Source organism: Xanthomonas sp. BRIP62409, from assembly GCF_003992965.1.
Taxonomy (GTDB): Bacteria; Pseudomonadota; Gammaproteobacteria; order Xanthomonadales; family Xanthomonadaceae; genus Xanthomonas; species Xanthomonas euroxanthea.
Map to the genome: position 1 here is coordinate 19,610 of NZ_QEZJ01000007.1, position 24,382 is coordinate 43,991.

A 24,382-nucleotide genomic window follows, 5' to 3' on the forward strand; every position below is an offset into this window, starting at 1 on the left:
CGGCACGATGCCGGTAGTGCAGGCGCGCAGGGCGCGCCAAGCAAGCTGATCGATTCACGCGCGCGCAGCGGCGCATGACGCGCCCGTGATAAATTTAGGTCCATGGGAAATCTGAAGCCGATGATCGCAAACCGCATTACGACTGGTACGACAGGGCTTGACACCATCTTGCGCGGCGGGCTGCCGCCCAACCGCCTGTACCTGCTGGAAGGCCAGCCGGGCTCGGGCAAGACCACAGCGTCGCTGCAGTTCCTGCTCGATGGCGCGGCCAAGGGCGAGAGCTGCCTGTACGTGACCTTGTCGGAAACCATCGACGAGCTCAACGAGGTGGCCACCTCGCATGACTGGTCGCTGGAGGCGCTGCATATCTTCGAGCTCGCTTCGGCTGAGGCGTTTCTGGGCGATGGACGCCAGCAGTCCATTCTGCATCCGTGGGAAATGGAGCTGGACGGCACCATCAAGCTGATCCAGGCCGAGGTGGACCGGGTCAAGCCGACGCGTGTGGTCTTCGATTCATTGTCCGAGTTGCGCCTGCTGGCACAGGATTCGCTGCGCTACCGGCGCCAGGTGCTGGCGCTCAAGCAGTTCTTTGCGCCGCGCAATATCACCGTGTTTCTGGTCGATGACCTCACCGGCGAGAATGGCGAACGCGACGCGCATCTGCACAGCCTGTGCCATGGGGTGATTTCGCTGGAACGCATGACGCTGGATTTCGGTGCAGCGCGTCGGCGCATGCAGGTGCAGAAATTGCGTGGCGTGGATTTCATCGCCGGCTATCACGACATCACCATCACCACCGGCGGCATGCGGATCTATCCGCGTCTGATCGCCTCCGACCACCACGTGCCGTTCATTGGCGATGCGGTGTCCAGTGGCGTTGAGCGGGTCGATGCGCTGCTGCACGGTGGGCCGTTGCGCGGCACCAGCACGCTGTTGACCGGGCCTGCCGGGTCGGGCAAGACCAATATCGCGCTGCAGTACGTCACCGCCGCCTGCGAGCGCGGCGAGCATTGCTGCATCCTGGAGTTCGACGAGCGCACCGGCACCTTGCTGACGCGTGCCGAGAGCCTGGGCATGGATCTGCGCAAGTATCTGGACGCGGGCCTGCTGGAACTGCATCAGATGGATCCGGCCGAACTGACCCCGGGCGAGTTCGCCTGGGCAGTGCGCGCCAGTGTGGAAGAGCGCGATTGCCGCTTGCTGGTGATCGACAGCATCAACGGCTATCTCACCTCGATGCCGCAGGAAAAGCAGTTGATGCTGCAGATGCACGAGTTGCTTTCCTATCTCAACCAGAGCGGCGTGACCACCTTCCTGGTCAATCCGCAGCATGGCCTGGTCGGCACCATGTCCACCGGCAACCTCAATATCTCCTACATGGCCGATACCGTCATCCTGTTCCGCTTCTTCGAGGCGCAGGGGCGCATCCGCAAGGCCTTGTCGGTGATCAAGAACCGCAGTGGCGCGCATGAGGATTCGATCCGCGAGTTGCGCATCGGGACGAGCGGTATCCATCTGAGCGAGCCGCTGGAGAAATTCCACGGCGTGCTGACCGGTACGCCGCACTTCGTCGGGGACGATACGCCATTGCTGGATCGTCCCGTTGACTACCTGTGACCCGGATGGATCCATCGTCCACATCATCGCGCCATTCGGCCGCGATGCGGAAAGCATTGCCGGCATCGTCGGCCAGCGCGGACTGACACGCCGGGTGTATGGCTCGCTGGCAGCGCTGGCGGACGACCTGCTCGATGCCTCCGGTGTGGTGGTGTTGACCGAAGAAGCGGTTGGCGGCGATCTGCAGCGGCTCTCGCACATCCTGCAGAGCCAGGCTGCCTGGTCGGATATTCCGTTCGTGCTGCTGCGTGCACCACGTAGCGCCCACGGCGGGCGCCAGGCTACGCTGCCGCCGGAAGTGACCAATGTCATCGAGCTGGAACGGCCGCTGAGTTCGTCGTCGTTGCTGAGCGCCATTTCCACTGCACTGCGCTCGCGACAGAAGCAGTTCGTGATCCGCGACCAGATGGCGCAGTTGGCCGAAAGCAAGACCGCACTGATGTCGAGCGAGGCCGAATTGCGCCGGGTCACCGACGCGCTGCCGGTGCTGATCGCCTTCATCGACAAGGACCTGGTGTACCGCTTTGCCAACCGCTCGTACGAGGACTGGATCGGCATCCCGCCTGCAGAAGTGATCGGGCAGCCCTTGGTGGACGTGGTCGGACCTGCGGTGGTGCAGGAGCGTCGCGCCTGGATCGAAGCCGCGTTGGCCGGGCAGGCGTTGACGGTGGAGGCGAGTTGGCCGCACGCCGACGGGCGCCGGCGGGATGCGGAGATCCGCTACATGCCGCGCCTGGATGCGGACGGCAAGGTGGACGGCTTTCATGTATTTGCCACCGACATCACCGCGCGCGCGCTGGCGCTGGAATCGATCCAGCAGCAGGCCAGTCTGCTCGAGATCAAGGTGGCCGAGCGCACCGCCGAGCTGCAGCAGCAGATGCTGGCGCGCGAGTCCAGCGAGGCGGCATTGCGCCAGGCGCAGAAAATGGAAGCAGTGGGCCAGCTGACCGGCGGCATCGCGCACGACTTCAACAACATGCTGACCGGCATCCTGTCGGCGCTGGATCTGGCGCGCCTGCGCATCGACCAGGGTCGCACCGAGGGGCTGGGCCGCTTCCTGGATGTGGCGTCGGCATCGGCCCTGCGCGCGGCTGCACTGACGCAACGGCTGCTGGCGTTTTCGCGCCGGCAATCGCTGGAAGCGCGGCACCTGCATCTGAACGATCTGGTGGTGTCGCTGCAGGAGTTGCTGGCGCGTACGCTGGGCGAATCGGTGCGCCTGGACACCGACCTGCAGGCCGACCTGCCGCAGGCGTATGTGGACGAAAACCAGCTGGAAAGCGCGCTGCTCAACCTGGCGATCAATGCCCGCGATGCGATGCCCGACGGCGGGCGGTTGCGCATCGCCACCCGCCAGTTGCAGGTCGAAGGGCAGCCGCTGGCACTCGGGCGCGGGGTGACGCTGGCGCCGGGCAATTACGCGGTGGTGTCGGTGACCGACAGCGGCGCCGGCATGCCGGCCGATGTGCTGGAGCGTGTGTTCGAACCGTTCTACACCACCAAGCCGATCGGGCAGGGAACCGGCCTGGGCATGTCGATGATCTACGGCTTCATGCAGCAGTCCAACGGGCAGGTATGGGTGGAATCCGAGCTGGGAAAGGGCACCACGGTGAGCCTGTATCTGCCGGCCGGTCTCCATCCGCAGGCGGTGTCGCCGCAGCCGCAAGCCGGCGCGGTGGTGGCCGGGCGCGGCCAGCAGGTGCTGGTGGTGGAAGACGACGAACAGGTGCGGCTGCTGGTGACCGAGCTGCTCAACGAGTTGGGCTATCAGGCCGATGTGGTTGCCGATGCCGATGCGGCGCTGCCGATCCTGGCCTCGCCGCGGCGGATCGATCTGCTGGTGACCGATGTGGGCCTGCCTGGACTGAACGGGCGCCAGCTGGCGGAGATCGCGCGGCAGTCGCGCGGCGATCTGCCGGTGATCTTCATGACCGGCTATGCGGAAACCGCGCGCGATCGCGGCGAGTTTCTTGCCGAAGGCATGAGCATGATCGCCAAGCCATTTACGCTGGGCGAGTTCAGCGGAAAGCTGCACGAGGTGCTGGGGCCGTCGGCCTGAGTGCGTCACGCGGTCGATTGCGGCCGCCGCCATGGCGGCGCTTCGGCCGGCTGGCATCTTGGTGTCTTTGAACGCGGACACAGTCCGCAGCTGGCTTCAGGGCGCTGCACGCCTGGATTGCCGCGTGCTTGCCAGGGCTTCGGCCACGGCGATCTTGTCGGCCACCGCTTTCTGCATCGGCGAGCCGGCGTCGAGCAAGCCATGCAGATGGCGCCAGTGCGCGCTGGCTGCGCGGTAGTCGTGCTGCTGAAAGTCGCTGATGCCCAGCAGCCACAGGCCGCGTTGATGATCCGGCTCGCGTGCGACCACCTGTTGCAGGCGGGCGCGTGCGTCGGCGTCGATGGCGAAATCGCTGCGCGTGGCCATGTCCGCGGCCACCCAGCCGACCAGGGCAGCGCTGAGATCGGGCGCGATTTTCAGCGCTTGCGCATAGGCTTCACGCGCATCGGCGGGGCGGCTGTCCTGCTCGTGCGCTTTAGCTTGCTGCATCAACGCTTCCAGCCTCTGCTCCTGCGCAGCGTCAGCGGCAGCGTCGGCCTGGGCGGCCCGCGTTTGCTCAGCACCGGCAATGGACGGCGGCGCGGCGGCCGGTTGCGCCAGGGGCTGCGCCGCCGCGTACACGCGCCGCGCGATCGCCTCCGGCATGCCCACCAGCCGATACAGACCGGCCGTGGCGATGGGCACGCCGAGCACCAGCAGTAGCGGCAAGATGTAGCGTGCGTTGCCATTGCGCGTGGGCTGGCGCAGCAACGGCGTCAGCAACAACAGCAAGGCAACCACCACCAGCGCGGCGCTTGCGACATAGAAACCCGTCATCACCACTCTTCCTCCGCCTGCGGCGCCACCGGGGTGCCGGCACGCGCACGTTTGCGCACGGTATGCAGCACCACGCCCGCACCGGCGCCCAACAGCAGCAATGGGCCGAACCACAGCAGCCAGGTGCCGCGCTTGACCGGCGGGTCGTACAGCACGAAATCCGAATAGCGATCGACCATGTACTGCTTGATCTGCGCATCGCTCCTGCCGGCCTGCAGTTGCGCAAACACCTGATGGCGCAGGTCACGCGCCAGTGCGGCGTTGGAGTCGGCCAGGTTCTCGTTCTGGCACACCAGGCAGCGCAGCTGTGCGGTCAGGCGCTGGTAGCGCGCTTCGTCGCTGCGGTTCTTAAACGGCAGCGGGTCCACCGCCTGCGCCGCCAGCGGCGGTGCAAGCAGCGCGCCCAGCAGCAGCACCAGCAGCAAACGCAATGGCCGGCCCTGCATGCGCCAGTACCAGCGCCATGCGCGGCGCGCCGCCATCACGGCGTGGTCCTGGGCACTGCGGCGATGGCGGGCAGCAGCGCGTCGTCGATGACCTCGGGCGTGAGCACGCCGATGTGCTTGTAGCGGATCACGCCTTGCGCATCGATCAGGAAACTTTCCGGTGCGCCGTAGACGCCGAAGTCGATCGCGGTCTGGCCGGTTTCATCGGCGATGACCAAGGCATAGGGGTTGCCATGTTGCGCAAGCCAGGCGGTGGCGTCGGCAGGCGCGTCCTTGTAGTTGTAGCCGATCAGCGGCACCCCGAGCCGGCTGGCGCGGGCCATCAGCACCGGATGTTCGTGCACGCATTCGGCGCACCAGCTGCCGAACACATTGAGCACGTAGGCCTTGCCCAGCAGCTGATCGCGGCTGACGCGTTGCCCGGGCTGATCCAGCAGCGGCAGCGAGAACGCCGGCGCCGGCTTGCCGATCAACGGCGAGGGCACCTCGCGCGGGTTGTGCTGCATCGTCCAGTAGATGCCGAAGCCGAACAGCGCCGCCAGCAATAGGAAACCCAGCAAGGGCAGCAGACGGTTCATGCGTGCGATTCCTGTGCGGTGACCAGGGCGCCGTGTGCCGGTGCCTTGGCCGCCGTGCCGGCGAGGGCCGGCGCACGGAAACGGCGGGCGCAGGCGCTGACAAAACCGCCCAGCATCATCAAAAGGCCGCCGGCCCAGATCCAGCGGATAAAGGGTTTGTAGTACAGCCGCAGCGTCCAGTCGTATTCGATGTGTTGGTCGTCCAGCGGCTCGCCGAGTGCGACATACAGATCGCGCGTGATGCCGGGGTCGATCGCCGATTCGGTCTGGATGCGCTCGCTGCTGTACAGGCGTTTTTGCGGATGCAGTTGCGCCACCACCTGGCCATCGCGGCTGACCTGCACGCTGCCTTGTTCGGCCTTCCAGTTCGGCCCGTCGATCAGTTGCACGCCATCGAAGCGGAATGCGTAGCCGGCGATCTCGGCGGTCTGCCCGGGTGCCAGGCGCACGTCGCGTTCGACCGACAGGCTTTCAGACAGCAGCACGCCGGCCACGAACACCGCCACGCCCGCATGCGCGAGCAGCATGCCGGCCATTTCCGCAGGAAAGCGCCGGCCGCGCGGCATCTCGCGCCAGCGCTTGTGCATGTACAGCGCGGTGCCGGCTGCCACCCATGCGGCGACCCCGATCCCGGCAATCGCCTTGACCTGGCCATCGGCAAACAGGCTGCCGACCAGCGCGCAGGCAATCGCGGCGATGCCGGCGCGCGTGCCCAGTGCCCGCAACGGCGCCGCCTCGGCCTTGCCCCAACGCAGGTAGGGGCCGAACGGCAGCAACAGCATCACCGGCACCATCAGCAGCGGGAACAGCAAGCCGAAGTAGGGCGGCCCCACCGACACCTTGCCCAGGCCGAAGGCATCGGCCACCAGCGGAAACAAGGTGCCCAGCAACACCATCGCCGCGGCCACGGTGAGCAGCAGGTTGCCGATCAGGATCGCGGTCTCGCGCGAGGCGGCGGCGAACGGTTTGCCGCTGGCGATCCTGGGTGCGCGCAGCGCGTACAGCAGCAACGAGCCGCCGACCACGGCGATCAGGAAGATCAGGATGTACAGGCCGCGGCGCGGATCGGCGGCGAAGGCATGCACCGAGGTCAGCACGCCCGAGCGCACCAGGAAGGTGCCCAGCAACGACAGCGAGAACGCCAGGATCGACAGCAGGATGGTCCAGGCGCGCAGGCTGCCGCGTTTTTCGGTGACCGCCTGGGTGTGGATCAGCGCGGTGCCGACCAGCCACGGCATGAAACTGGCGTTTTCCACCGGGTCCCAGAACCACCAGCCACCCCAGCCCAGTTCCGCGTATGCCCACCAGCTGCCGGCAACGATGCCGGCGGTGAGGCAGGCCCAGGCCACGTTGGTCCACGGCCGCGCCCAGCGCACCCAGGCCTGTTCCAGTTCGCCGCCGAGCAGGGCCGCCACCGCGAACGCGAACGCCACCGAGAACCCCACATAGCCGGTGTACAGCACCGGCGGGTGGAAGGTCATGCCCGGATCCTGCAGCACCGGATTGAGCTCGTTGCCATCCAGCGGAATTGGCGACAGCCGCCCGAACGGATTGGAGGTCAGCAGGATGAAGGCCAGAAAGCCCACCGACACCAGCCCCAGCACCGCCAGCACGCGCGCGGCGAACTGCTGCGGCAGATGCCGGCTGAAGGCGGCCAGCAGCACCGTCCAGGTCGACAGGATCGCGATCCACAGCAGCAGCGAGCCTTCGTGCGCGCCCCACACTGCGGCGAAGCGGTAGTACCAAGGCAGGGCAAGGTTGGCGTTGTCGGCGACATAGCGCACCGAAAGATCCAGCGACAGCAGCGACCAGGCGAGCAGGCCGAACGCCATCCACACGAACAGCGCCTGGCCGACCGCGGCAGGCCGCGCAATGCCCATCAACGCGGTGTTGCCGCGCCAGGCGCCGACCAGCGGCAACACGCCCTGGGCCAGCGAGAGCAGTAACGCCAGGATCAGTGCGATCTGGCCGAGTTCAGGCGTCATGGGTAGGTCGCAACGTGCAGCAGGAAGAGGTCATCGAGTGAGCGAAGCGCAGCCGATGCCGCCTCAACGCGGCGCGGCCAGCGGCGCGGCGGTGGCAGGCATCGGCTTGCCGACATGGCCTTCGGCCATCGCGTCCTTCAGTTCCTTCGGCATGTAGGTTTCGTCGTGCTTGGCCAGCACTTCGTTGGCGACAAAGCGCCCGCCCTGCATGCGCCCGTTGGCGATCACCGACTGGTTGTCGCGAAACAGGTCCGGAAGAATGCCGGTGTATTCGACCTGCGTCGCGGCGTGCTTGTCGATCACGGTGAAATGGACGGTGAGGCTGTCGGTGGCGCGCTGGATCGAGCCGGCCTTGACCATGCCGCCGAGGCGGAACTGCTGATAACTCGCCGCTGCGCCGGCATGCACCTGGCTGGGCGTGAACAGATAGCTCATGTTCCGTTGCAGTGCGAGCACGATCAGCGTGACCGCCAAAGCGGCGGCGACGAGCGCGCCGAGCACCAGCCACAGGCGTTGCTTGCGGGTGGCGTTCATGGGGCCTCACGCTCCAGCGGCGCTGCAGCCGCCACATCGCGTGGGCGCCGCGGTGTCTGCCGTTGCAACTGGCCGCGCAGTTCGCGCGGCAGGCGGCGCCGACGCAACCACGGCGATGCCAGGTCGGCCAGCAGCACCAGCACGAACACGGCGTACGCGGTCCACACGTATTGCCCGTAACCGCCCATGGCCAGCAAGGTGGTCATGCGGTGCGCCCGGTCAACACGATGCGGCGTGCCCAGTCCTTGCCGCTGTCCAGGGCGAGCAGGTCCACGCGCACGCGGCCGAACAGGCTGGCCACGTAGTAGCACTTGGTGGCCAGCAGCATCGTCAGCAGCGGCCACAGCATGTCTGCGCTCATCGTGGAGGGGCCGAGCAGGCGCACGGTGGAGCCCTGGTGCAAGGTGTTCCACCACACCACCGAGTAATGCACGATCGGCAGATTGACCAGGCCCACCAGCGCGAGCAGCCCGGCCGCGCGCATCGCCTGGCGGCGCTCTTCCACTGCGTGGTACAGGCCGAGCACGCCCAGATACAAAAACAGCAGCAGCAACTCTGAGGTCAGCCGTGCATCCCAGGTCCACCAGGTACCCCACATCGGCTTGCCCCACAGCGCGCCGGTGCACAAGGTGATGAAGGTGAAGGCCGCGCCGATCGGCGCCGAGGCCATGGTCACCACCTCGGCCAGCTTGATCCGCCATACCAGCGCGATGAACGCCGCCACGCCCATCGCCGCGTAGATGAAAAGACTCATCCAGGCGCTGGGCACGTGGATGAAGATGATGCGGTAGGCATCGTGCTGCTGGTAATCCGGCGGCGCCAGCACCAGCCCACCGTAGACGGCCACCGCACCCAGCAGCAGCGCCAGGCCCAATGCCCACGGGCGCACGCGTCCGGCGACGCGATAGAAGACGGGCGGCGAGCTGAGTTTGTGCAGCCACAGGGGAATCCACTTGGCCATGCCGGTGTCGTCAGTTGGGATGTCGGGCGGGAGGCGCCAGTGCCTGCACGGCGGCGCCGGCGTTGACCTGCAACTGGCCGTCGGAGATCTTGCTGGTGCGCTGCATCAGCTCGCGCAGTGCCTTGGCATCCAGCGAGGGCGACAGCGACAGCAACAACGCGACCATGCCGCTGACATGCGCGGTGGCCATCGACGAGCCGGAGGTGAAGTCGTAGCGGCCGTTCGGCTGGGTGGTCAGGATGTCCTTGCCGGGGGCGCTGAGCACGCCGGGCATGGCGGCGCTGGAGCTGCTGCTGCGGACCACCAGCACGCCCGGCACATCGTTGGGAAAGCCGTCCAGGCGCCCGTTCGGCGGCATTGCGGTGACCACGATGCGCCCTTGCTGCACCAGGTGCTGCAGCATCTTGCTCAGCAGCGCGTCGGCCGGGCCGCCCAGGCTCAGGTTGATCACGCGCGCGGAGCTGTTGTTGATCGCCGCCAGCGCCTTGGCCAGGGTGAAGGTGTTGCAGCGTGCGGTGGCGCCGACGCTGGGCGCATACCAGCAGGCCTTGTAGATGCTCAGCATGGCCTTGGGCGCCATGCCAACGATGCCTTGATGGTTGTTGCTGCCGGCGGCGATGATGCCGGCCACTTCGGTGCCGTGCGAGTCGCTGCTGGTCATCACCGGCGCGTCGTCGACCAGGTCGTGCACATCGCGGATGCGTGTCTTCAGGTCGGCATGGGTGGTGTCCACGCCGGTATCCACCACCGCCACCACCACGCCGCGGCCCTGGGTGACGGTCTGCGCGCTGGCCGCATCGGTGGCGATGAAGCCGCGTTGCAGATCCACGTACGGGTCGTTGTAGCCGGACAGCGCGGTGGTCTTTTCCGACGCGTCGGCGGAAAACACCGAGAAATCCTGCACCGGCTGCACCAGCTCCACGCCGTCGTCGTCGGCCAGCGCAGTGACCAGTTCGTCGCGCGACACGCCCGGTGGCGGCTGCAACACCGCGCAGTACAGGCCCAGCGAGGTGATCGGCCAGCCGGCGACTTCGCGCAGCTTGTAGCGCTGCTTGAGCGCTTCCATGCGCGCGGCCGCCTTCTGGCCGGCGCCGTAGTAACTGGAGGCGTAGCCGATCAGGCTGGAACCGGCGCGCGCCGGCGGCGCACTGAGCGGGTTGGCCACCGCCAGCAGGATGTCGCGGCTGCTGTCGGGCGTCTGCGCATCGGCTGCCGGTGGCGTGCTGCTGCCGGCGGCGGCGACGTGCGCCGGCTCCTGCGCTGCGGCCTGCACGCTGGTGTGCGTGCCAAGGCCGATGCATGCGGCGATCACGCCGATGGCGAGCATGCGCTTCATGGCGCGGACACGATCTCGGCCATCCGGATGCCGGGGTTGGCGCGCAGCTGTTGCACGGTCCGCTGCGGCTGTGCCGGCGGTTGCAGTGCGGCCGGCACCACGGTGTAGGCGCCCATGTCGTTGGGCCCGCCGATCACCTGCAACTGCTGCGCATGCAGCAGGCGGTCCCAGTCGGCCACGGTCATCCTGGCGTCTGGCACCACCCGGATGGCGCCTTGCGGCACCGGCTGGGCGGTAGCGCTGCTGAGCGTGCGGTAGTCGTGCGAGGGCGCCGGCGAGGCCAGCTTGACGCCCATGACGCCCAGGCCGATCGCCTGCACCAGGGCCGCGGCCGCCAGGGCACGGACCGTCCAGCTGCCGGAGCGGCGCGCTGCCGGCGGCGGCGCAGGCGCGCTGATCTGCTCCGGCGCATCCAGCCGGCCGAGCAGGCGCTGCAGGCCGGCGTCGGGGTCCAGCTTCACCGCCGACGGCAGTGCCAGCGCCTGGCGCAGGCGGTTCTGCTGGGCGAACTCGGCACTGCACGAGGCGCACTTGGCCACATGCGCGATCAGCCAGGTGTTCTCTTCCTCGGTGGCGCTGTCGAGCAGGACCGCGGGCATCAGTTCCCAGGCGTGCGAGCATTCCTTGCCAGGCGCGATGAAAAACGTCTTCATTGCATGGTCTCCGTATAGGGGGCGCCGCCGGCCAGGCCGGGCAGCACATTGCGTAATTTGACCCGCGCATGGAACAGCCGGGCCTTGATGGTGCCCACCGGGCACTGCATGATCTCGGCGACTTCTTCCAGCTTGTGGCCGACGCCATAGACCAGTTCGATCACCAGGCGCTGGTCCGGCGACAGCCGTTCCATGCCCTTGTCGAGCCAGTCGCGCAGTTCGCGGTCGTCGTTGTCGTCGGCGCTGGGGGCGTGGTCTTCCACCATGGCGGTATCGTCGATGGCCTCGCCGTCGTGCTGGCGCAGGCACTTGAGGCCGCAGCGGTAGGCAATGCCCATGATCCAGGTCGAGACCTGCGAATCGCCGCGGAAGTCGCCGGCCTTCTGCCAGGCGATCCAGAAACAGTCGTTGATGGCTTCCTCGATGATGTCCGGGCGCCGGGTCAGGCGCGACAGGAACCGGCACAGCCGGCCGTGATAGCTGGTGTACATGGTGGACAACGCGGCGCGATCGCCCGCCGCCATGCGGCGCAGCAGCATGCGATCGGTGGCATCACCCAGGGTGTCGGAATCATTCATCAAGGCACGCACGGCAGAGGACACCTCTAGGTGCCCGGGAGCGGGCAAAAGGTTGCGGGTGGATCAGAACGCGCGCGACACCATGCCCACCCACGGCGTTTCGCCGGGGCCGCCCTGCGCGCGCGGGGTGTTGCTGCTGGTCAGCACCCGGTCCAGCTTCACGGTCCATGCGGCGTGGTTCCATTTCAGGCCCAGTTGCCCATACCGATAGCGGCCGGAACTCTGGGCGCCGTAGGTCATGGCCGGAAAGTCGGAGATGCCGGCGCCTGCCGAGAGGCTGAAACTGGCCGACAGCGGCACGCTGGCGGTGACATCGATCACCTTGTTCCAGGGCGAGCGCTGCGCACGCGGGAAATTGAAGGTGGACAGCGAGAACGTGAGCATGTCGCGGTAGGACCACGCCAGGCTCGCTTCCTGGCGGTCGAAGGTGCGCGACTGGCGGTCGGCGGGGTAGGCGTAATACAACAGGCTGGCCTGCATCTGCCAACGGTCGTCCAGCATCCAGGCGCGTGCGCCCTGGGCAGTCACCGCCACCGGCCGGCTCAGCGAGGGCGACTGCAGTGCCGTGGATACCGAGACCGACCAGCCGGGGGAGGGCAGCCAGTAGCCGGCTGCCTGCAGGGTGACGCGGTTGGGGGCGACCGAGATGCCGCGGTCGATCAGGGTCGAGGCCACGGCGACCGCGCCGCCGAGGTTATCCGCCAGCGCGTTGCCGCACGGGCCCAGCACCAGCGCCAGCAACAGACTGCGGCGCAACGGCGCGCGGTGGCACCGCCCGCAGCGCAGAGACGTGCAAGGCAGGCCTGGCGACAAAAACACGGCGGACAGCGTCGGGCGTGCACCGATCGCGCCCCACGGCTGCCCGCCGCAGGCGCAGCGGCGTCGCGGTCGTAAGGGGGCGTGCTGGGCGGGTGACACGGTGGGCAAGGGCGTAGGACGTCGGCACAGGGCGGGGCGGGATAGTCACCCATCACGCATGACGAGACCGCCGCGGCTGCGACGGTTTCGTCCGTATACGCGAAGGGACCGGTTCAGGCAACGCGGCCCGGCACACATGTGCAGTGCTGGTCCGGGGGGCGGTGCTGGACGCGGACACTGCGGCCGGCCGGCTGTACGCTGCTTGAAGCGGGCATCCCTCCCCACCGGCGGCGCCGTCAGGCCGGTGCCGGGACCGCCCTGGGGCAGGCATCCCGCGCCGGGGTGCCGGCGCGGCCGGTCCGTCGCCTGCCGGACGGTCTCAATGCAGGGTAGCGAGGTAGGCGATCAGCGCGTCCAGTTCCTTTTCGTCCTCCAGCCCTTCGTACTTCATCTTGGTGCCGGGCAGGGCCTTCTTGGAGTCCTGCTTCAGGAATGCCTTTAGGCTGTTTGCATCCCAGACGCCCTTGTTCGGCATCAGGTCCGTCGAGCGGCCCTTGAGCACGGCCGAATAAGCTTTGAGGTCGGGCGAGTAGCCGCTGAAATCGGCCACGCTGCCGGGAGGGCGGTTGACGATGCCAAACAGGGACGGGCCCTTCTTGTTCTTGCCCTGGGCGGCGCTGTGGCATTCGGCACATTCGCTTGCGAACACGCTCTTGCCATCGGCGGCCCGCGCCGGGGCGGTCAGGGTGGCGCCGGCCAGCAGCAGGCCGGCCAGCGAAGCGCACAACAGGGTCTTGGGAAATGAAGGCATGGGAGTCCGTACGGTTGCGTGCAACAGGGGAAATCAGAACGCCAGGTTCACCGACAACGTGAAGCTGTCGAGGTCGCGCGGATTGGTGATCGGCGGTCCGCGGAACACGTTGGAGGTGCTGCCGTTGAACTTGTCGAAGCGGAACCAGCCAGCCGACACGCGCAGGTTGGCATTGGTGGTGTAGGTGCCTTCGCGCCCGAACGGGCTCCAGTACACCAGGATCAGATTGCTGGTGGTGTCGGGGATGCCGACCGGCGAATAACGCGCGGCGTCGAACGAACCGGTGTTGATCATGTGCGCGGCCAGCACGCCGTAGGTCTGCTTGAACGCGTAGTTCATGCTGATGATCTGGTCGCGCACGCTGCCACGGTCGAGCGCGGGCATGGTCGGGTCGGAAGGAATCAGCGGGCTGCCGTATCTGCGGCGCTCGTAGATGTTGACGTAGGCCAGCGACAGCACGTGTTCGCGGGTGCCGAGGAATTGATAGGTCAGGTCGTAGCCGAAATCGGTGAGGTCATCGCTGGGCCCGTTGCGCGGACGCTGGCGGCGCGTGTTGAGCGCGGTCAGGCCCACCGAGAAGAACTGGCGCTTCATGTCCTTCATGTACGCAACACGTGCATAGCTGGTGTCGCTGAGCTTGCCCGGGTCGCCATTGATCGGCCAGCCGAGCCGATCCTGCGCAGAGGGCGACAACGCGCTGTAGCTGCCCACTTCGCCGTACCAGTTCTTGTCGTACAGCCCGTACACGCTGGCACCGATGACGCGGTTGGACAGGGACGAGGAGCTGAGCATGGTGGACGCGCCGCCATTGGATGCCGGCGTCAGGGTGGACGCATTCGGCAACACATGCACCGGGTCGGAGATGCCCGGATTGTTGTTGACGCTGACGCCGAGCATGGTGTCCTTGCCGGCCATCTGGAACGGTTTGCTGACAAAGCGCAGGTCCACATCGTCCAGGCGCGTATCGAAGGTGGCATTGCCGCTGTTGTTGGAGCGGATCTTGGAGTAGCCGCCGATGTTGTCGTTAACCCGGCCGGCCAGATACAGGTCGGCCTGGGTCAGCCGCGCGGTGCTGTCGCCACGGCTGGGATTGTTGCGCGCCCAGGTCAGTTGGCCGGACACCGGGATCTTGGTGCCTTCGCCATTGGTATCGGTGAAGCCGCCAAGCTTGAAGCGCATGCCGTAAGGCGTGAGCGACGGGCCGTAGGAACCGATGTGGCAATCCGCGCAGGACGAGCCAGTCTGGCGCGCGAACGAGGGGATCGCCTGGGCGTGCGTGCTGGCCAGCAGCAGCAACGGGCCGGACACGCACAACAAGGACGTCAGGGAGGCGGGACGCGTGGCGGTGCGACGCGGAGCGGGCTGGGGAGCAGGCATGGAAAGTCCTTGTTCGACAGTGCGGGATGCAGCGGTGCGGGAACGGGCGAGGAAACGGGTCACAGAGGGCGGCATGCGGCGGCTCATGCGCGCTTGCCCGGCAGCACGCGACGCAGCAGGCCGTCGCGCAAGACCAGGTGATGCCAGAGCGCGGCGCCGATATGCAGCAGCACCAGCGCCAGCAGCGCCCAGGCGGCATTCAAGTGCCACATGCCCAGGGTGTCGCCGAGGTCGCCATCGGGTGCGACCAACGCGGGCAGCGGGATGCCGAAGAAATACACCGTCTTGCCGAAGGCACCGCTCAGCGCCCAGCCCAGCAACGGCAACGCGAGCATCAGCCCGTACATCGCCACATGCGTGGCACCAGCGGCCAGGCGCATCGGCAGCGAGGCGGGCGGGCCGGGTGGCAGCGTGCGCAGGCGCAGCCGCAAACCGACCCGCAAGGCGAACAACACCAGCACCAACAGGCCGAAGTGGCGGTGACCTTCCAGCAGCCACTGGCGCAGTGCGCGGCCATCCAGTTCGGCGCGCAGCAGGATCAGCGTGGCCGCCATGGTCAGGCACAGCACGGTAAGCCAGTGCAGGACACGCATGGAGGTTGGCAGCGGCAGCACGCGCGCGGCTGCCGGCGCCTGTTCCGGCAATGGCATGGGGCCTGCGCCGCTGGCGGACGCACTGGCGGGCGGCTGGGGGGATGGACTCATCTGATCTGTCTTCCGGTGGTGGTCGTTGGTTCCGGCAGTGCGCTGCGCTGCCAGGCCTGGCTCCCCACGCCGGCCGAACGGCGGCCAGGTGAACGTGCACCGATATGTGCGGCGATGTCGGAGAAAGGTTGCGTTGCAGTCGGCATTTCGCTCGCATGCGCCGCACATCGCGGCGCTGCGGCGTGCGCAACTGCGCTTGTGCGCACCTGGCTTCGCAGCGCCGTGACCGCGCGCAACCTTTCGCGCATCCCGGCGCACTCAGGCATGTCGCACTACGTGCAGTCAGCGGTTACGCCCTTCCGATCATGGCCATCGAACGCATCCAGTTGCATACCCACGGCGACGATCGCGGACTGCTCATTTCGTTGGAGCAGCAGCGCAATGTCCCGTTCGAGATACGTCGCGTGTATTACCTGTTCGGCACCCGCAACGGCGTCCATCGCGGACAGCATGCACACCGTCAGCTCAACCAGCTTGCGGTGGCCTTGCATGGCTCGGTGACAATCCTGCTGGACCAGGGCGATGGCCACGGCCAGCAGGAAGTGGTGCTGGACGATCCATCGCAGGGCCTGCTGCTCGGCCGCATGGTGTGGCGCGACCTGCATCGCTTCAGCCCCGACTGCGTGCTGATGGTGCTGGCCGACCAGTTCTACGATCCCGCCGACTACATTCTGGATTACGACCAGTTCCTCAGCGAGGCGCGCGCTGGCAGAAAGGCCTTGAATATGTTTGAAGGCATCGCGTCTCACTCTGATGCGCTGTTGGGAGTTCAACCCTAGATGCTTGCGCCGATGGATGTGCCGTTCTTGGATTTGCGCGCGGTCAATGCGCGCTATGCCGATGCGCTGAAGCTTGCTGCGGCGCGGGTAATCGATGCCGGCTGGTATGTGCTTGGGCAGGAGCTGGCTGCATTCGAGGAAGAATTCGCCAGTTACTGCGGCGCGGCGCAGGCGGTGGGTGTGGGCAACGGGCTGGATGCGTTGTCGCTGATCCTGCGCGGCTATCGCGAGCTGGGCGTGTTGCGCGAGGGCGATGAAATCATCGTGCCCGCCAACACCTTCATCGCCACCTTCTTGGCAATCAGCCAGAACCACCTGGTGCTGGTGCCGGTGGAGCCGGACCCTGCGACCTTCAACATCGATCCGGCCAGCGTGGAGAAGGCGATCGGCCCGCGGACGCGCGCCATCATGGCGGTGCATCTGTATGGGCAGTTGGTCGACATGCCGGCGCTACAGACGCTGGCGCATCGCTACGGGCTGCTGCTGATCGAGGATGCCGCGCAGGCGCATGGCGCCAGCGCGCAGGGGCGCCGTGCCGGTGCCTTCGGCGATGCGGCGGCCTTCAGTTTCTTCCCGACCAAGAACCTCGGGGCGCTCGGCGATGCTGGCGCGGTGGTGACCTCGGATGCGCGCCTGGCCGAGCGTATACGCGCGCTGCGCAATTATGGTTCGCAGGTGAAATATCACCACCTCTGCCAGGGCGTGAATTCGCGGCTGGACGAGATGCAGGCGGCGTTCCTGCGGGTCAAGCTGGGCTATCTGGACGATGAGATCGCCCGCCGCCGCGCGGTGGCGCAGCGCTACCTGCACGGCATCGACAACCCCTTGATCACGCTGCCCACGGTGGTGGCCGAGGCGCAGCACGTCTGGCATCTGTTCGTGGTGCGCAGCGCCCAGCGCGATGCCTTGCAGGCGCATCTGCTGCGCGCGGGCATCCAGACCCAGATCCATTACCCGGTGCCGCCGCACCGGCAGCCGGCCTACACCACCTTGGGCGATGCCTGCCTGCCGGTGAGCGATCGGCTGCACCGCGAAGTGCTGAGCCTGCCGATGGGGCCTACGCTGGACGATGCCTCGGTTGCGCGTGTGATTGCCGCATGCCAGTCGTTCGGCACCGCTGCATGAATCTCGTGCGCAGCAGCGCCTACACCGGCGTTGCGACGCTGGCCAAGCTGCTGGCCGCGCTGGTGGTGGTGAAGCTGGTGGCGGTGTACGCCGGCCCGCAAGGGGTCGGCCGCCTGGGCCAGTTCCTCAATCTGATGTCGGTGCTGGCGGTGCTGGCAGGTGGCGGCATCAGCGCGGGCATCGTCAAGTACGTGGCCGAATATCGCGACGATGCCGCCGCGCTGGCACGTCTGCTCAGCGCGGCGCTGTGGTACGCCTTCTGCGCAGCTTGCGTGATGGCGGTGCTGGCGTTGCTGTTCAGTGGCGCCATCGCCGAACGCCTGCTAGGCGATGCGGCGTACCGGCCGCTGATCTGCGTGGTGGCCGTGGCGCAGCTGGGCATCGCACTGGTCAACTACATCCTGGCGGTGATCAACGGCTTCATGGACGTGCGCCGCCTGGCGTTGGTGCAGGTCAGCGGCGCAGTGCTGAGCGTGGTACTGGTGGCATGGTTGTCCAGCCGGGCACAGTTGCAGGGCGCATTGCTGGCGCTGGTGCTGGGCCAGGTGCTGTGGTTGCTGGCCGGCGTGCCGGCGCTGCGGCGCAGCCGTTATTTTCGGCGCGACATGTTGCGCATGCGCTTCGATGCGCAGATGACGCGCAGGCTGGCGGCCTTCTCGGTGATGACGCTGACCGCCACGCTGGTGCCGCAACTGGTGGCCATCCTGGTGCGCGACCATCTGGCGCTGCAGTTCGGCTGGCAGCAGGTGGGTTACTGGCAGGCGGTGAGCCGGGTGTCGGATGCGTATCTGCTGTTCTTCACCACCGCCATCAACGTGTATTACCTGCCCAAGCTGGCATCGCTGCAGCAGCGCGCAGCGCTCGGGCGCGAGCTGCGGACCGCGTATCGCCATGTGATGCCGGCGGTGATCGTCATCGCGCTAGGCGTGTATGTGAGTCGCGATTGGGTGACCTGGCTGTTGTTCGACGCCCGCTTTGCCCAGGCCACGCCGCTGTATGCCCCGCAGTTGCTGGGCGATGTGATCAAGATCGCGGCCTTCGTGCTGTCGTACGTGATGCTGGCCAAGGCGATGACACGGCTGTTCGTGATCTCCGAATGCGTGTTTGCCGCCAGCTACCTGGCGCTGGTGTACCTGTTCACCGCCCAATGGGGGCTGATCGGTGCGATGTATGCCTTCGTCGCCAACTATGTGCTGTATCTGCTGTTCAACATCGTGGTGGTGCGCCGCTATCTGGTGCAGCCGGCATGAGCGATTCCACCCATTCCATCCGGCGCGCGCGCTGGCCGTTGGTGTCGGTGCTGATTCCGGCCTTCAACCACGAACGCTTCGTGCAACGCTGCCTGGACAGCGTGCTGGAAGACCCATACCCGTGCAAGGAACTGGTCATCATCGACGATGGCTCCAGCGACGCGACCGGCGAGAAGATCGTGCAGTGGATCGCTTCCCACGGCCACCGGCTGCCGGTGCAGTTCGTCCAGCGCGCCAATCGCGGTGTGGCGGCCACGCTCAACGAGTTGGCGCTGCGCGCGCGGGGTGAGCATTTACGCATTGTCGCCAGTGACGATTATTTGGTTCCGGGAAGTTTGCAGGTCCAGGTTGTCTACCTGGATTTGAATCCTGGTAAGGATGCCGTGGTCGGTGACGCGTTTGTTGTCAATTCCGAGGGATGGCAGTTGTACGAAAGCGCCATGTGTGATCTCCATGGCGCCGATAAAAAGTTGTATCTTTCTGATGCGGGGATTCGTCGTGCCGTAATCTGCAATTGGGCGATAAGTGGCGCTGTCACGATGCTCAGACGTAGCGCGTTTGGCGCGGGGGCTGTCTGGGACGCGACGCTTAGGATTGAAGACTGGGATTTTTTTCTTCGGCTTGTCGCGCGTGATGCTCTCGGCTTCATTGACGTCAAAGTGTGTGCATACAGATTGCATGGAACCAACGTCAGTAAGACCAGGGATGTGTCCAGGCGACTGGACAACCTTGCTGAATTCGGACTGGTGGCGTCGCGGAGTTCTGCGCTTTTTGAGGGGTTTGAACACTGGTTCCTGCGAGCACAGAAAAGTCTGATTGACGCAAAAATATGGTTCTTGAAAAGAAGCTATTTCAGGGCGTCGACGCATCTGCTGGCGTATTTTGCCAAGTCAATGCTTGCCTGGTGTCTGTATGGTAGCGGGAGAATTCGGTGATGTCGGTAACGGGGGGGGGGCTACGTAGGCCTGCGACCTATCTGTTTCCATCGCTTGTGATCAGTTGCCTGGTCGCTGTGGGAACCTATCAGCTGCCTGTTGGTTACCTCAACGGCATTTTCCTGTTGATTGTCGCGGCCTGGCTGCTGCTCGTCCTGGACGTGCTGATTGGGATCAAGCTGCCGGCATTTGAGCGCTTTCGCGCCTACCGCTATGCCGGCACCCGCGACGCGTTCGTGGTGATGACGCTGGCGGCGGTGGTGGGGGTGTTCTGCTTCTTAGACGTGGCGCTGTTTCCGATTCCGCTGTTCAGCGATCCGTCCTCGTATGCCACCTTGAGCCCGTTGCGCGCGCATGTGCGGCACATCTCCAACATGTGCTGGATCCTGCCGCCGGTCGCGCTGCTGTGCGTGCGTCATCGCGGGCTGCGCGCGGCGATGGTGGTGCTGGGATTCGTGTTCCCGATCGTGGTGATCGACCGCAACCGCATCTTTGCCGGGCTGTTTTCGTTCGTGCTGGTGATGCTGTTGCGCCGCGACCCGGCGCGCCGCCTGCCGTGGAAGACCATCGGCCTGCTGGTGCTGGCCGGCGGCGGGGTGTTTTCCATCCTCGGCGCACTGCGTTCCGGCTCGCTGGCCACGGTCGCCCTGCCGTTCAGTGCCGTGTATCGCGCCATGCCGCAGGGCGTGCAGTGGTTGCTGCTGTACATCAGCGCCGGGCCGTACAACTTCGGCGCGATCCTGGCCAAGGGGTATGTCAACGCCAGCTTCCTGGTCAATCAGCTGGTGCCGTTCAGTGGTTCGATCGCCACCGCCGGCACCGGCATCCCGCTGGATGCGCCCAACATCAATGTGGGGACCGAGTTCTTTCCATTCCTGATGGCCTGGGGCGCGCCCGGTGCGTTGCTGGCGCTGCTGGCGTTGTATGCCGGCCTGCTGTGGAGCGTGCGCTTGCTCGACAGCTGCCTGTCGATCTTCCATGTGCTGATCTTCCTGCGCATCGCCTATGCCTGCCTGATGTCGCCGTTCGCGCCGCAGGCTTTCACCTGGACCAATTTCGGCTTCATCGCGCTGTGCCTGGTGCTGCATGCCGGCACGGTGCTGCTGCCCAACCGCAATGCCGCACCCACCGCTGCTGCGTAATGCGCGGCAGCTTCGTTTTCACATGTTCCAGAGCCGGTGCACCATGACTCAACACGACGACATCTATCTGATCGACCTGTGGCGCATCCTGCGTCGCGAATGGCGCTGGGCGCTGGCCGCACTGGTGGTGGTGCTTGCACTGACCTTTGCCTTTACCCGCCTGGCCAGGCCGCAGTGGGAAGCAACCGCCTGGATCCAGGTCGGCGAAATCGGCCCCACGCCGGCTGGGCGCGACCCCAAGGTCGAACCGTTCCAGCGCGTGATCGATCGCATGAAGACGCGGCTGTTCCAGGACGCGGTGTTGCGCCAGGCCGGCGTGCCGCTGAAAAGCCGCGCGGCGCAGTTGTATCGCGGCAGCCTCAAGCCGGATCCGGACCCGTATGCCAACCTGATCGGGGTGACCATCCGGGCCGAATCGTCGGCGCAGGCGCGCAGCCTGGCGCTGGCGACGGTGAGCGCCTTGCAGGGCTTGCATGGTGATACCAACGCAGTGGCGCTCGCACTGGCGCGCACGCGCCTGCAGGGCCTGACCGACGATCTGCGCGTGGCCACCCGCAACCGCGATCAACTGCAGCAGCAGGTGCAGGCCGGGCAGGGCGCCGCTGCGGCGACCCCGGCCCAGGTCCTGGCGGGCGTGCTGCTGACCGACAGCAACGCCACCGTGCGCGCATTGAAGAGCGAGCGCGACGATCTCATTGCCCGCCTGACCACGCGCTACACCTATCAGACCTCGCTGGCATGGCCGTTGTACGTACCCGAGCAGCGGGCGTTTCCGAATGCCGTCACTGCCTTGGCCGCAGGCCTGCTCGGCGGGGCAGGGCTGGCGGTGCTGGCCGCGGTGTTGCGCAATGCCTGGCGGCGGCGTACCGGCGCCGCGCCGCAGACTGCCGGCTGAGCCGCGCCGCGGCGCGCGGCACGGTGGACATCGCTGCCCGACGCTGCAACCAAACCGTCGGCACGCGGCACTCACCGGTCAATCAAGCGATGCCGCGTCGGCGGTGTCGCGCCTGGAGAGTGTGGTGAGAACAGCTGGATCGGGTTGGGAGGCTGCGCATGTCGGTGGCCAATGAGCATGCGGCGCGCGGTGGCACGGTGGCCCCGGAGCGCCTGCTGGAGACGCAACGCGCGTTCGACAGCGTGGCGCCGGACTACGACGGCCCACGCGGCAACAACGCGTTGATCCAGCGTATGCGCACCACGCTGTGGGACACGGTCGCGGCCGAGTTGCCGGTGGGCTCGCGGCTGGTGGACCTGGGGTGCGGCACCGGCCTGGATGCCGGCGAATTCGCACGTCGCGGTTACCGCGTGCTGGCCACCGACTGGTCGCCGGCAATGGTCGAGCGCACCCGCCAGCGCGCGGCCACGCAAGGCCTGGAAGCGCGCCTGAGCGCCGCCCATGTCGGCATCCAGCAGCTGGACCAGCTGGAGGGCAGCTTCGACGGCATGTATTCCAACTTCGGCCCGCTCAATTGCGCGCCGGATCTTCCGGCGGTGGCGGCCGAATGCGCGCGCCTGCTGCGCGCCGATGGCTGCCTGGTGTTCTCGGTGATCGGGCGCATCTGCCCCTGGGAAATCGGCCACTACAGCGTGCGCGGGCGGTTCAGGCGCGCCGCGGTGCGGGCCGCGCGCGGGGTCACCGCCGTGGGCATGAACGGCCACACCATCTGGACCTGGTACCACCTGCCGCGCGAGTTCTACCGCGCCTTCGCCAGGCACTTCGTCCTGGACCGCTATCGCGCCTTGAGCCTGTTCCTGCCGCCGCCGTACCTGGTGGATTTCTGCCAACGGCATCCGCGCCTGTCCGAGCGTCTGGGCCGGTGCGACGACCGCCTGGGCGGGCTGCCGCTGCTGCGCGACATGGGCGACCACTTCCTGATCGTGCTGCGCAAGCGCTGAGTGGAGATGCCGATGTCCATGGCCGATGTCTGCCTGCAGGGCGCGCGCGCGATCACCCTGGCGGGCCCGTCGCGCGCGCCGTTGACCATCCGCGCAGGGCGCTTTGGCGGCACGCTCGGCACCGGCAGCCTGCGCCTGGACCTGCAGGGGCATGTGCTGGCGCCCGGCCTGATCAACGCGCACGAGCATCTGCAGGTCAACTGCGTGCCGCCACTGCCGCAGGGCGCGGTGTTTCCCAACAGCTATGCATGGATCGAGGCGTTCCAGGCGCATTTCCGGCATCCCGATGTGGTCGCTGCCCTGCGTGTGCCCAAGGCGGTGCGTCTGCGTCATGGTGGGTTGAAGAACCTGCTGGCCGGCGTCACCTGCGTGGCCCAGCACGACCCGTGGCACGCCACCCTGGACGAGCCCGGCTTTCCGGTTGGCCTGCTGCGCGAGTTCGGCTGGAGCTATGCGCTGGGGTGGACCGGCTATGGCCCACCGGTGCAGGGCAGCTTTGCCGCAACCTCGCCCGCGCATCCCTGGATGATCCATCTGGCCGAAGGCACCGATGCGGTGGCGGCCGCCGAACTGGAAGAACTGGACCGGCTTGGTTGCCTGGCGCCCAACAGCGTGCTGATCCACGGTGTGGGCATGGGCGAGTGCGATATCGAGCGGGTGATCGCACGCGGCGCGGCGGTGGTGTGGTGCCCGTCGAGCAATCTTGCGCTGCTGGGTCGCACGCTCGACCCCTGGCGCCTGTGCATGGCGGGCCGGCTCGCGTTGGGCAACGATTCGCGTGTCAGCGGCGCGCGCGATCTGCTGGAAGAACTGCGCATCGCTGCCAGCAGCGGGTTGGCTGCGGATCTGCTGCTCGGCCTGGTCACCCATCAGTCGGCGCGCATCCTGCGCATGGCCACGCGTGGACGCCTGGCGCCGGGGGCGGCGGCGGACCTGGTAATCGTGCGCGACCGCGGTGGCGAGCCCGCGCTCAGCGTGGTTGGCTGTGCACGCGGCGATCTGCGTGCGGTGATACGCGATGGCGCGCCGCGCATCGCCGACCCGGATTTTGCCGACTGGTTCGACGCGGCCGGCATTCGCACCGTCCCGGTGCTGCTGGACGGACGCCCCAAGCTGCTCGACGCCACGCTGGCCGATCCGGCGGTACTGGCACTGGAACCCGGCCTGCAGCGCGTGCCCCAGCTTGCACACCAACTTGCGCGCCAGCCCGGCGTGGCCATGGCCGCCAGCGGTGCGGTGTCGTGAGCGCAGTACCGATCCTCGAGCCGGCAGCGGCGTATGCACTGTGGGCGCAGGCGTATCCGCCGCACGCACACAACCCGGTGATGCTGGCCGAAGAGCGCGCCATGCTCGCGCTGATGCCGAACGTGTTGCAGGGCCAGCACGTGCTCGACGCCGGCTGCGGCAGCGGCCGCTACATGCTGCATGCCTTGCGGCGTGGCGCGCTGCAGGTGACCGGCGTGGATCTGTCGCCGCAGATGCTGCAGCGTGCGCGCGCCGAGCTGGCGCAGGACTGGCCGTCGGCGCGCATGCGCCTGCAGCAGGGCAGCCTGGAGCAGCTGCCGCTGGGCGACGCAGTGGCCGATCTCAGCGTCTGTGGTCTGGTGGTCGGCCATCTGCAGCAGCTATGGACGGCGCTGGAAGAACTGCACCGCGTCACCCGCGTCGGTGGCCTGGTGCTGTGCAGCGACGTGCACCCCATCGGCCATGCGCTGGGCTGGCAACGCGACTTCAAGGCCGACGGCCGGCAGTACGCGGTGCGGCATACGCAACATCTCTACAGCCATTGGCATGCGGCCTGTGTGGCACTGGGCATGGAGATCGAAGCGGTGGCCGAGCCGATGCTGGACCCGGCCGACATTGCGCCCGGTGCGCGCTTCGATCAGGCCGCGCTGCGGGTGCCCGTCGCGCTGGTGCTGCGGCTGCGGCGCATCGCGTGACC

At 67.0% G+C, this 24,382-nt stretch carries 25 protein-coding genes; 11 read left to right on the forward strand and 14 right to left on the reverse strand.

The genetic code is table 11. The features are described 5' to 3' along the window. Positions 1 to 102 precede the first annotated feature (102 nt). Together EO170_RS00615 and EO170_RS00620 are read left to right on the forward strand one after the other, a co-directional pair. Positions 103 to 1,617, forward strand: a complete 1,515-nt coding sequence (locus EO170_RS00615; protein ID WP_126941769.1) for an ATPase domain-containing protein — start codon at positions 103 to 105, stop codon at positions 1,615 to 1,617. Beyond that, positions 1,604 to 3,676 (forward strand): PAS domain-containing sensor histidine kinase, encoded by a 2,073-nt coding sequence (locus EO170_RS00620; RefSeq protein ID WP_126941771.1) that lies wholly within the window; start codon positions 1,604 to 1,606, stop codon positions 3,674 to 3,676. Before EO170_RS00615 ends, EO170_RS00620 begins: the two co-directional genes overlap by 14 nt. 96 nt (positions 3,677 to 3,772) lie before the next feature. Here the strand turns inward: EO170_RS00620 and EO170_RS00625 are convergent, their stop codons facing one another. The 14 genes from EO170_RS00625 to EO170_RS00690 all read right to left on the reverse strand — a co-directional run bounded on the left by EO170_RS00625 (position 3,773) and on the right by EO170_RS00690 (position 15,259). After that, entirely contained in the window at positions 3,773 to 4,498 is a 726-nt protein-coding gene (locus EO170_RS00625; protein ID WP_206513958.1) for a C-type cytochrome biogenesis protein, read from the reverse strand. Continuing rightward, complete coding sequence (locus tag EO170_RS00630) at positions 4,492 to 4,974, reverse strand: cytochrome c-type biogenesis protein (protein ID WP_164740852.1); 483 nt, start codon at positions 4,972 to 4,974, stop codon at positions 4,492 to 4,494. The genes EO170_RS00625 and EO170_RS00630 overlap by 7 nt, the downstream gene beginning before the upstream one ends. Further along, positions 4,974 to 5,516, reverse strand: coding sequence for a DsbE family thiol:disulfide interchange protein (locus EO170_RS00635; protein ID WP_126941775.1), 543 nt, complete (start codon positions 5,514 to 5,516; stop codon positions 4,974 to 4,976). The genes EO170_RS00630 and EO170_RS00635 overlap by 1 nt, the downstream gene beginning before the upstream one ends. Continuing rightward, positions 5,513 to 7,501: a heme lyase CcmF/NrfE family subunit gene (locus EO170_RS00640; protein WP_126941777.1), complete on the reverse strand. Its 1,989-nt coding sequence runs from the start codon at positions 7,499 to 7,501 to the stop codon at positions 5,513 to 5,515. Before EO170_RS00640 ends, EO170_RS00635 begins: the two co-directional genes overlap by 4 nt. 63 nt (positions 7,502 to 7,564) lie before the next feature. Further along, positions 7,565 to 8,035 (reverse strand): cytochrome c maturation protein CcmE, encoded by a 471-nt coding sequence (ccmE, locus tag EO170_RS00645; RefSeq protein WP_126941779.1) that lies wholly within the window; start codon positions 8,033 to 8,035, stop codon positions 7,565 to 7,567. Further along, positions 8,032 to 8,241 (reverse strand): heme exporter protein CcmD, encoded by a 210-nt coding sequence (ccmD, locus tag EO170_RS00650; protein WP_126941781.1) that lies wholly within the window; start codon positions 8,239 to 8,241, stop codon positions 8,032 to 8,034. The genes ccmE and ccmD overlap by 4 nt, the downstream gene beginning before the upstream one ends. Beyond that, on the reverse strand, positions 8,238 to 8,996 hold the full coding sequence (gene ccmC / locus EO170_RS00655) for a heme ABC transporter permease CcmC (protein ID WP_115676752.1): 759 nt from the start codon (positions 8,994 to 8,996) through the stop codon (positions 8,238 to 8,240). The genes ccmD and ccmC overlap by 4 nt, the downstream gene beginning before the upstream one ends. 10 nt (positions 8,997 to 9,006) lie before the next feature. Beyond that, positions 9,007 to 10,332 (reverse strand): S8 family serine peptidase, encoded by a 1,326-nt coding sequence (locus EO170_RS00660; RefSeq protein ID WP_126941783.1) that lies wholly within the window; start codon positions 10,330 to 10,332, stop codon positions 9,007 to 9,009. Continuing rightward, positions 10,329 to 10,985 (reverse strand): zf-HC2 domain-containing protein, encoded by a 657-nt coding sequence (locus tag EO170_RS00665; protein WP_164740853.1) that lies wholly within the window; start codon positions 10,983 to 10,985, stop codon positions 10,329 to 10,331. The genes EO170_RS00660 and EO170_RS00665 overlap by 4 nt, the downstream gene beginning before the upstream one ends. Further along, positions 10,982 to 11,563, reverse strand: a complete 582-nt coding sequence (locus EO170_RS00670; RefSeq protein ID WP_104582859.1) for a sigma-70 family RNA polymerase sigma factor — start codon at positions 11,561 to 11,563, stop codon at positions 10,982 to 10,984. Before EO170_RS00670 ends, EO170_RS00665 begins: the two co-directional genes overlap by 4 nt. Before the next feature lie 63 nt (positions 11,564 to 11,626). Next, on the reverse strand, positions 11,627 to 12,349 hold the full coding sequence (locus EO170_RS00675; RefSeq protein ID WP_126941823.1) for a hypothetical protein: 723 nt from the start codon (positions 12,347 to 12,349) through the stop codon (positions 11,627 to 11,629). A gap of 451 nt (positions 12,350 to 12,800) precedes the next feature. After that, positions 12,801 to 13,232 (reverse strand): c-type cytochrome, encoded by a 432-nt coding sequence (locus tag EO170_RS00680; protein ID WP_104582860.1) that lies wholly within the window; start codon positions 13,230 to 13,232, stop codon positions 12,801 to 12,803. Positions 13,233 to 13,265: 33 nt separating this feature from the next. Next, positions 13,266 to 14,609 (reverse strand): cytochrome C, encoded by a 1,344-nt coding sequence (locus EO170_RS00685; RefSeq protein WP_126941785.1) that lies wholly within the window; start codon positions 14,607 to 14,609, stop codon positions 13,266 to 13,268. A gap of 83 nt (positions 14,610 to 14,692) precedes the next feature. Further along, the gene (locus EO170_RS00690; protein WP_184363505.1) at positions 14,693 to 15,259 is read right to left on the reverse strand and encodes a cytochrome b/b6 domain-containing protein; all 567 of its coding nucleotides are present in this window, start codon (positions 15,257 to 15,259) and stop codon (positions 14,693 to 14,695) included. 359 nt (positions 15,260 to 15,618) lie between these two features. On the opposite strand from EO170_RS00690, the gene EO170_RS00695 reads away from it, so the two are divergent. From EO170_RS00695 to EO170_RS00735, 9 genes are all read left to right on the forward strand, one after another. Further along, a complete protein-coding gene (locus tag EO170_RS00695; protein ID WP_126941787.1) occupies positions 15,619 to 16,092 on the forward strand; it encodes an FdtA/QdtA family cupin domain-containing protein in 474 nt (157 codons plus the stop codon). Continuing rightward, on the forward strand, positions 16,093 to 17,217 hold the full coding sequence (locus EO170_RS00700) for a DegT/DnrJ/EryC1/StrS family aminotransferase (RefSeq protein WP_126941789.1): 1,125 nt from the start codon (positions 16,093 to 16,095) through the stop codon (positions 17,215 to 17,217). Next, positions 17,214 to 18,467, forward strand: a complete 1,254-nt coding sequence (locus EO170_RS00705) for an O-antigen translocase (protein ID WP_126941791.1) — start codon at positions 17,214 to 17,216, stop codon at positions 18,465 to 18,467. Before EO170_RS00700 ends, EO170_RS00705 begins: the two co-directional genes overlap by 4 nt. After that, positions 18,464 to 19,402 (forward strand): glycosyltransferase, encoded by a 939-nt coding sequence (locus tag EO170_RS00710; protein ID WP_126941793.1) that lies wholly within the window; start codon positions 18,464 to 18,466, stop codon positions 19,400 to 19,402. The genes EO170_RS00705 and EO170_RS00710 overlap by 4 nt, the downstream gene beginning before the upstream one ends. Beyond that, positions 19,402 to 20,544 carry a hypothetical protein gene (locus tag EO170_RS00715; protein WP_126941795.1) on the forward strand — a complete coding sequence of 381 codons (1,143 nt, stop codon included), beginning with the start codon at positions 19,402 to 19,404 and terminating at the stop codon, positions 20,542 to 20,544. The genes EO170_RS00710 and EO170_RS00715 overlap by 1 nt, the downstream gene beginning before the upstream one ends. A gap of 43 nt (positions 20,545 to 20,587) precedes the next feature. Next, the gene (locus tag EO170_RS00720) at positions 20,588 to 21,439 is read left to right on the forward strand and encodes a Wzz/FepE/Etk N-terminal domain-containing protein (RefSeq protein WP_126941797.1); all 852 of its coding nucleotides are present in this window, start codon (positions 20,588 to 20,590) and stop codon (positions 21,437 to 21,439) included. A 158-nt stretch (positions 21,440 to 21,597) separates the two neighbouring features. Next, positions 21,598 to 22,440 carry a class I SAM-dependent methyltransferase gene (locus EO170_RS00725; protein ID WP_126941799.1) on the forward strand — a complete coding sequence of 281 codons (843 nt, stop codon included), beginning with the start codon at positions 21,598 to 21,600 and terminating at the stop codon, positions 22,438 to 22,440. 12 nt (positions 22,441 to 22,452) lie between these two features. Further along, positions 22,453 to 23,685 (forward strand): amidohydrolase family protein, encoded by a 1,233-nt coding sequence (locus EO170_RS00730; protein WP_164740854.1) that lies wholly within the window; start codon positions 22,453 to 22,455, stop codon positions 23,683 to 23,685. Then, positions 23,682 to 24,380 carry a class I SAM-dependent methyltransferase gene (locus EO170_RS00735; protein ID WP_115676767.1) on the forward strand — a complete coding sequence of 233 codons (699 nt, stop codon included), beginning with the start codon at positions 23,682 to 23,684 and terminating at the stop codon, positions 24,378 to 24,380. The genes EO170_RS00730 and EO170_RS00735 overlap by 4 nt, the downstream gene beginning before the upstream one ends. Positions 24,381 to 24,382: the final 2 nt, after the last annotated feature.

Bases quoted from the DNA above. Each gene is read 5' to 3' on its own strand.
- ccmD (WP_126941781.1), bottom strand. From the start codon at position 8,241: ATGACCACCTTGCTGGCCATGGGCGGTTACGGGCAATACGTGTGGACC.
- EO170_RS00685 (WP_126941785.1), bottom strand. From the start codon at position 14,609: ATGCCTGCTCCCCAGCCCGCTCCGCGTCGCACCGCCACGCGTCCCGCC.
- ccmC (WP_115676752.1), bottom strand. From the start codon at position 8,996: ATGGCCAAGTGGATTCCCCTGTGGCTGCACAAACTCAGCTCGCCGCCC.
- EO170_RS00665 (WP_164740853.1), bottom strand. From the start codon at position 10,985: ATGAAGACGTTTTTCATCGCGCCTGGCAAGGAATGCTCGCACGCCTGG.
- EO170_RS00640 (WP_126941777.1), bottom strand. From the start codon at position 7,501: ATGACGCCTGAACTCGGCCAGATCGCACTGATCCTGGCGTTACTGCTC.
- EO170_RS00670 (WP_104582859.1), bottom strand. From the start codon at position 11,563: ATGAATGATTCCGACACCCTGGGTGATGCCACCGATCGCATGCTGCTG.
- EO170_RS00715 (WP_126941795.1), top strand. From the start codon at position 19,402: ATGTCGGTAACGGGGGGGGGGCTACGTAGGCCTGCGACCTATCTGTTT.
- EO170_RS00700 (WP_126941789.1), top strand. From the start codon at position 16,093: ATGCTTGCGCCGATGGATGTGCCGTTCTTGGATTTGCGCGCGGTCAAT.
- EO170_RS00615 (WP_126941769.1), top strand. From the start codon at position 103: ATGGGAAATCTGAAGCCGATGATCGCAAACCGCATTACGACTGGTACG.
- EO170_RS00695 (WP_126941787.1), top strand. From the start codon at position 15,619: ATGGCCATCGAACGCATCCAGTTGCATACCCACGGCGACGATCGCGGA.
- ccmE (WP_126941779.1), bottom strand. From the start codon at position 8,035: ATGAACGCCACCCGCAAGCAACGCCTGTGGCTGGTGCTCGGCGCGCTC.
- EO170_RS00680 (WP_104582860.1), bottom strand. From the start codon at position 13,232: ATGCCTTCATTTCCCAAGACCCTGTTGTGCGCTTCGCTGGCCGGCCTG.
- EO170_RS00730 (WP_164740854.1), top strand. From the start codon at position 22,453: ATGTCCATGGCCGATGTCTGCCTGCAGGGCGCGCGCGCGATCACCCTG.
- EO170_RS00720 (WP_126941797.1), top strand. From the start codon at position 20,588: ATGACTCAACACGACGACATCTATCTGATCGACCTGTGGCGCATCCTG.
- EO170_RS00630 (WP_164740852.1), bottom strand. From the start codon at position 4,974: ATGGCGGCGCGCCGCGCATGGCGCTGGTACTGGCGCATGCAGGGCCGG.
- EO170_RS00725 (WP_126941799.1), top strand. From the start codon at position 21,598: ATGTCGGTGGCCAATGAGCATGCGGCGCGCGGTGGCACGGTGGCCCCG.
- EO170_RS00705 (WP_126941791.1), top strand. From the start codon at position 17,214: ATGAATCTCGTGCGCAGCAGCGCCTACACCGGCGTTGCGACGCTGGCC.
- EO170_RS00635 (WP_126941775.1), bottom strand. From the start codon at position 5,516: ATGAACCGTCTGCTGCCCTTGCTGGGTTTCCTATTGCTGGCGGCGCTG.
- EO170_RS00660 (WP_126941783.1), bottom strand. From the start codon at position 10,332: ATGAAGCGCATGCTCGCCATCGGCGTGATCGCCGCATGCATCGGCCTT.
- EO170_RS00690 (WP_184363505.1), bottom strand. From the start codon at position 15,259: ATGCCATTGCCGGAACAGGCGCCGGCAGCCGCGCGCGTGCTGCCGCTG.
- EO170_RS00710 (WP_126941793.1), top strand. From the start codon at position 18,464: ATGAGCGATTCCACCCATTCCATCCGGCGCGCGCGCTGGCCGTTGGTG.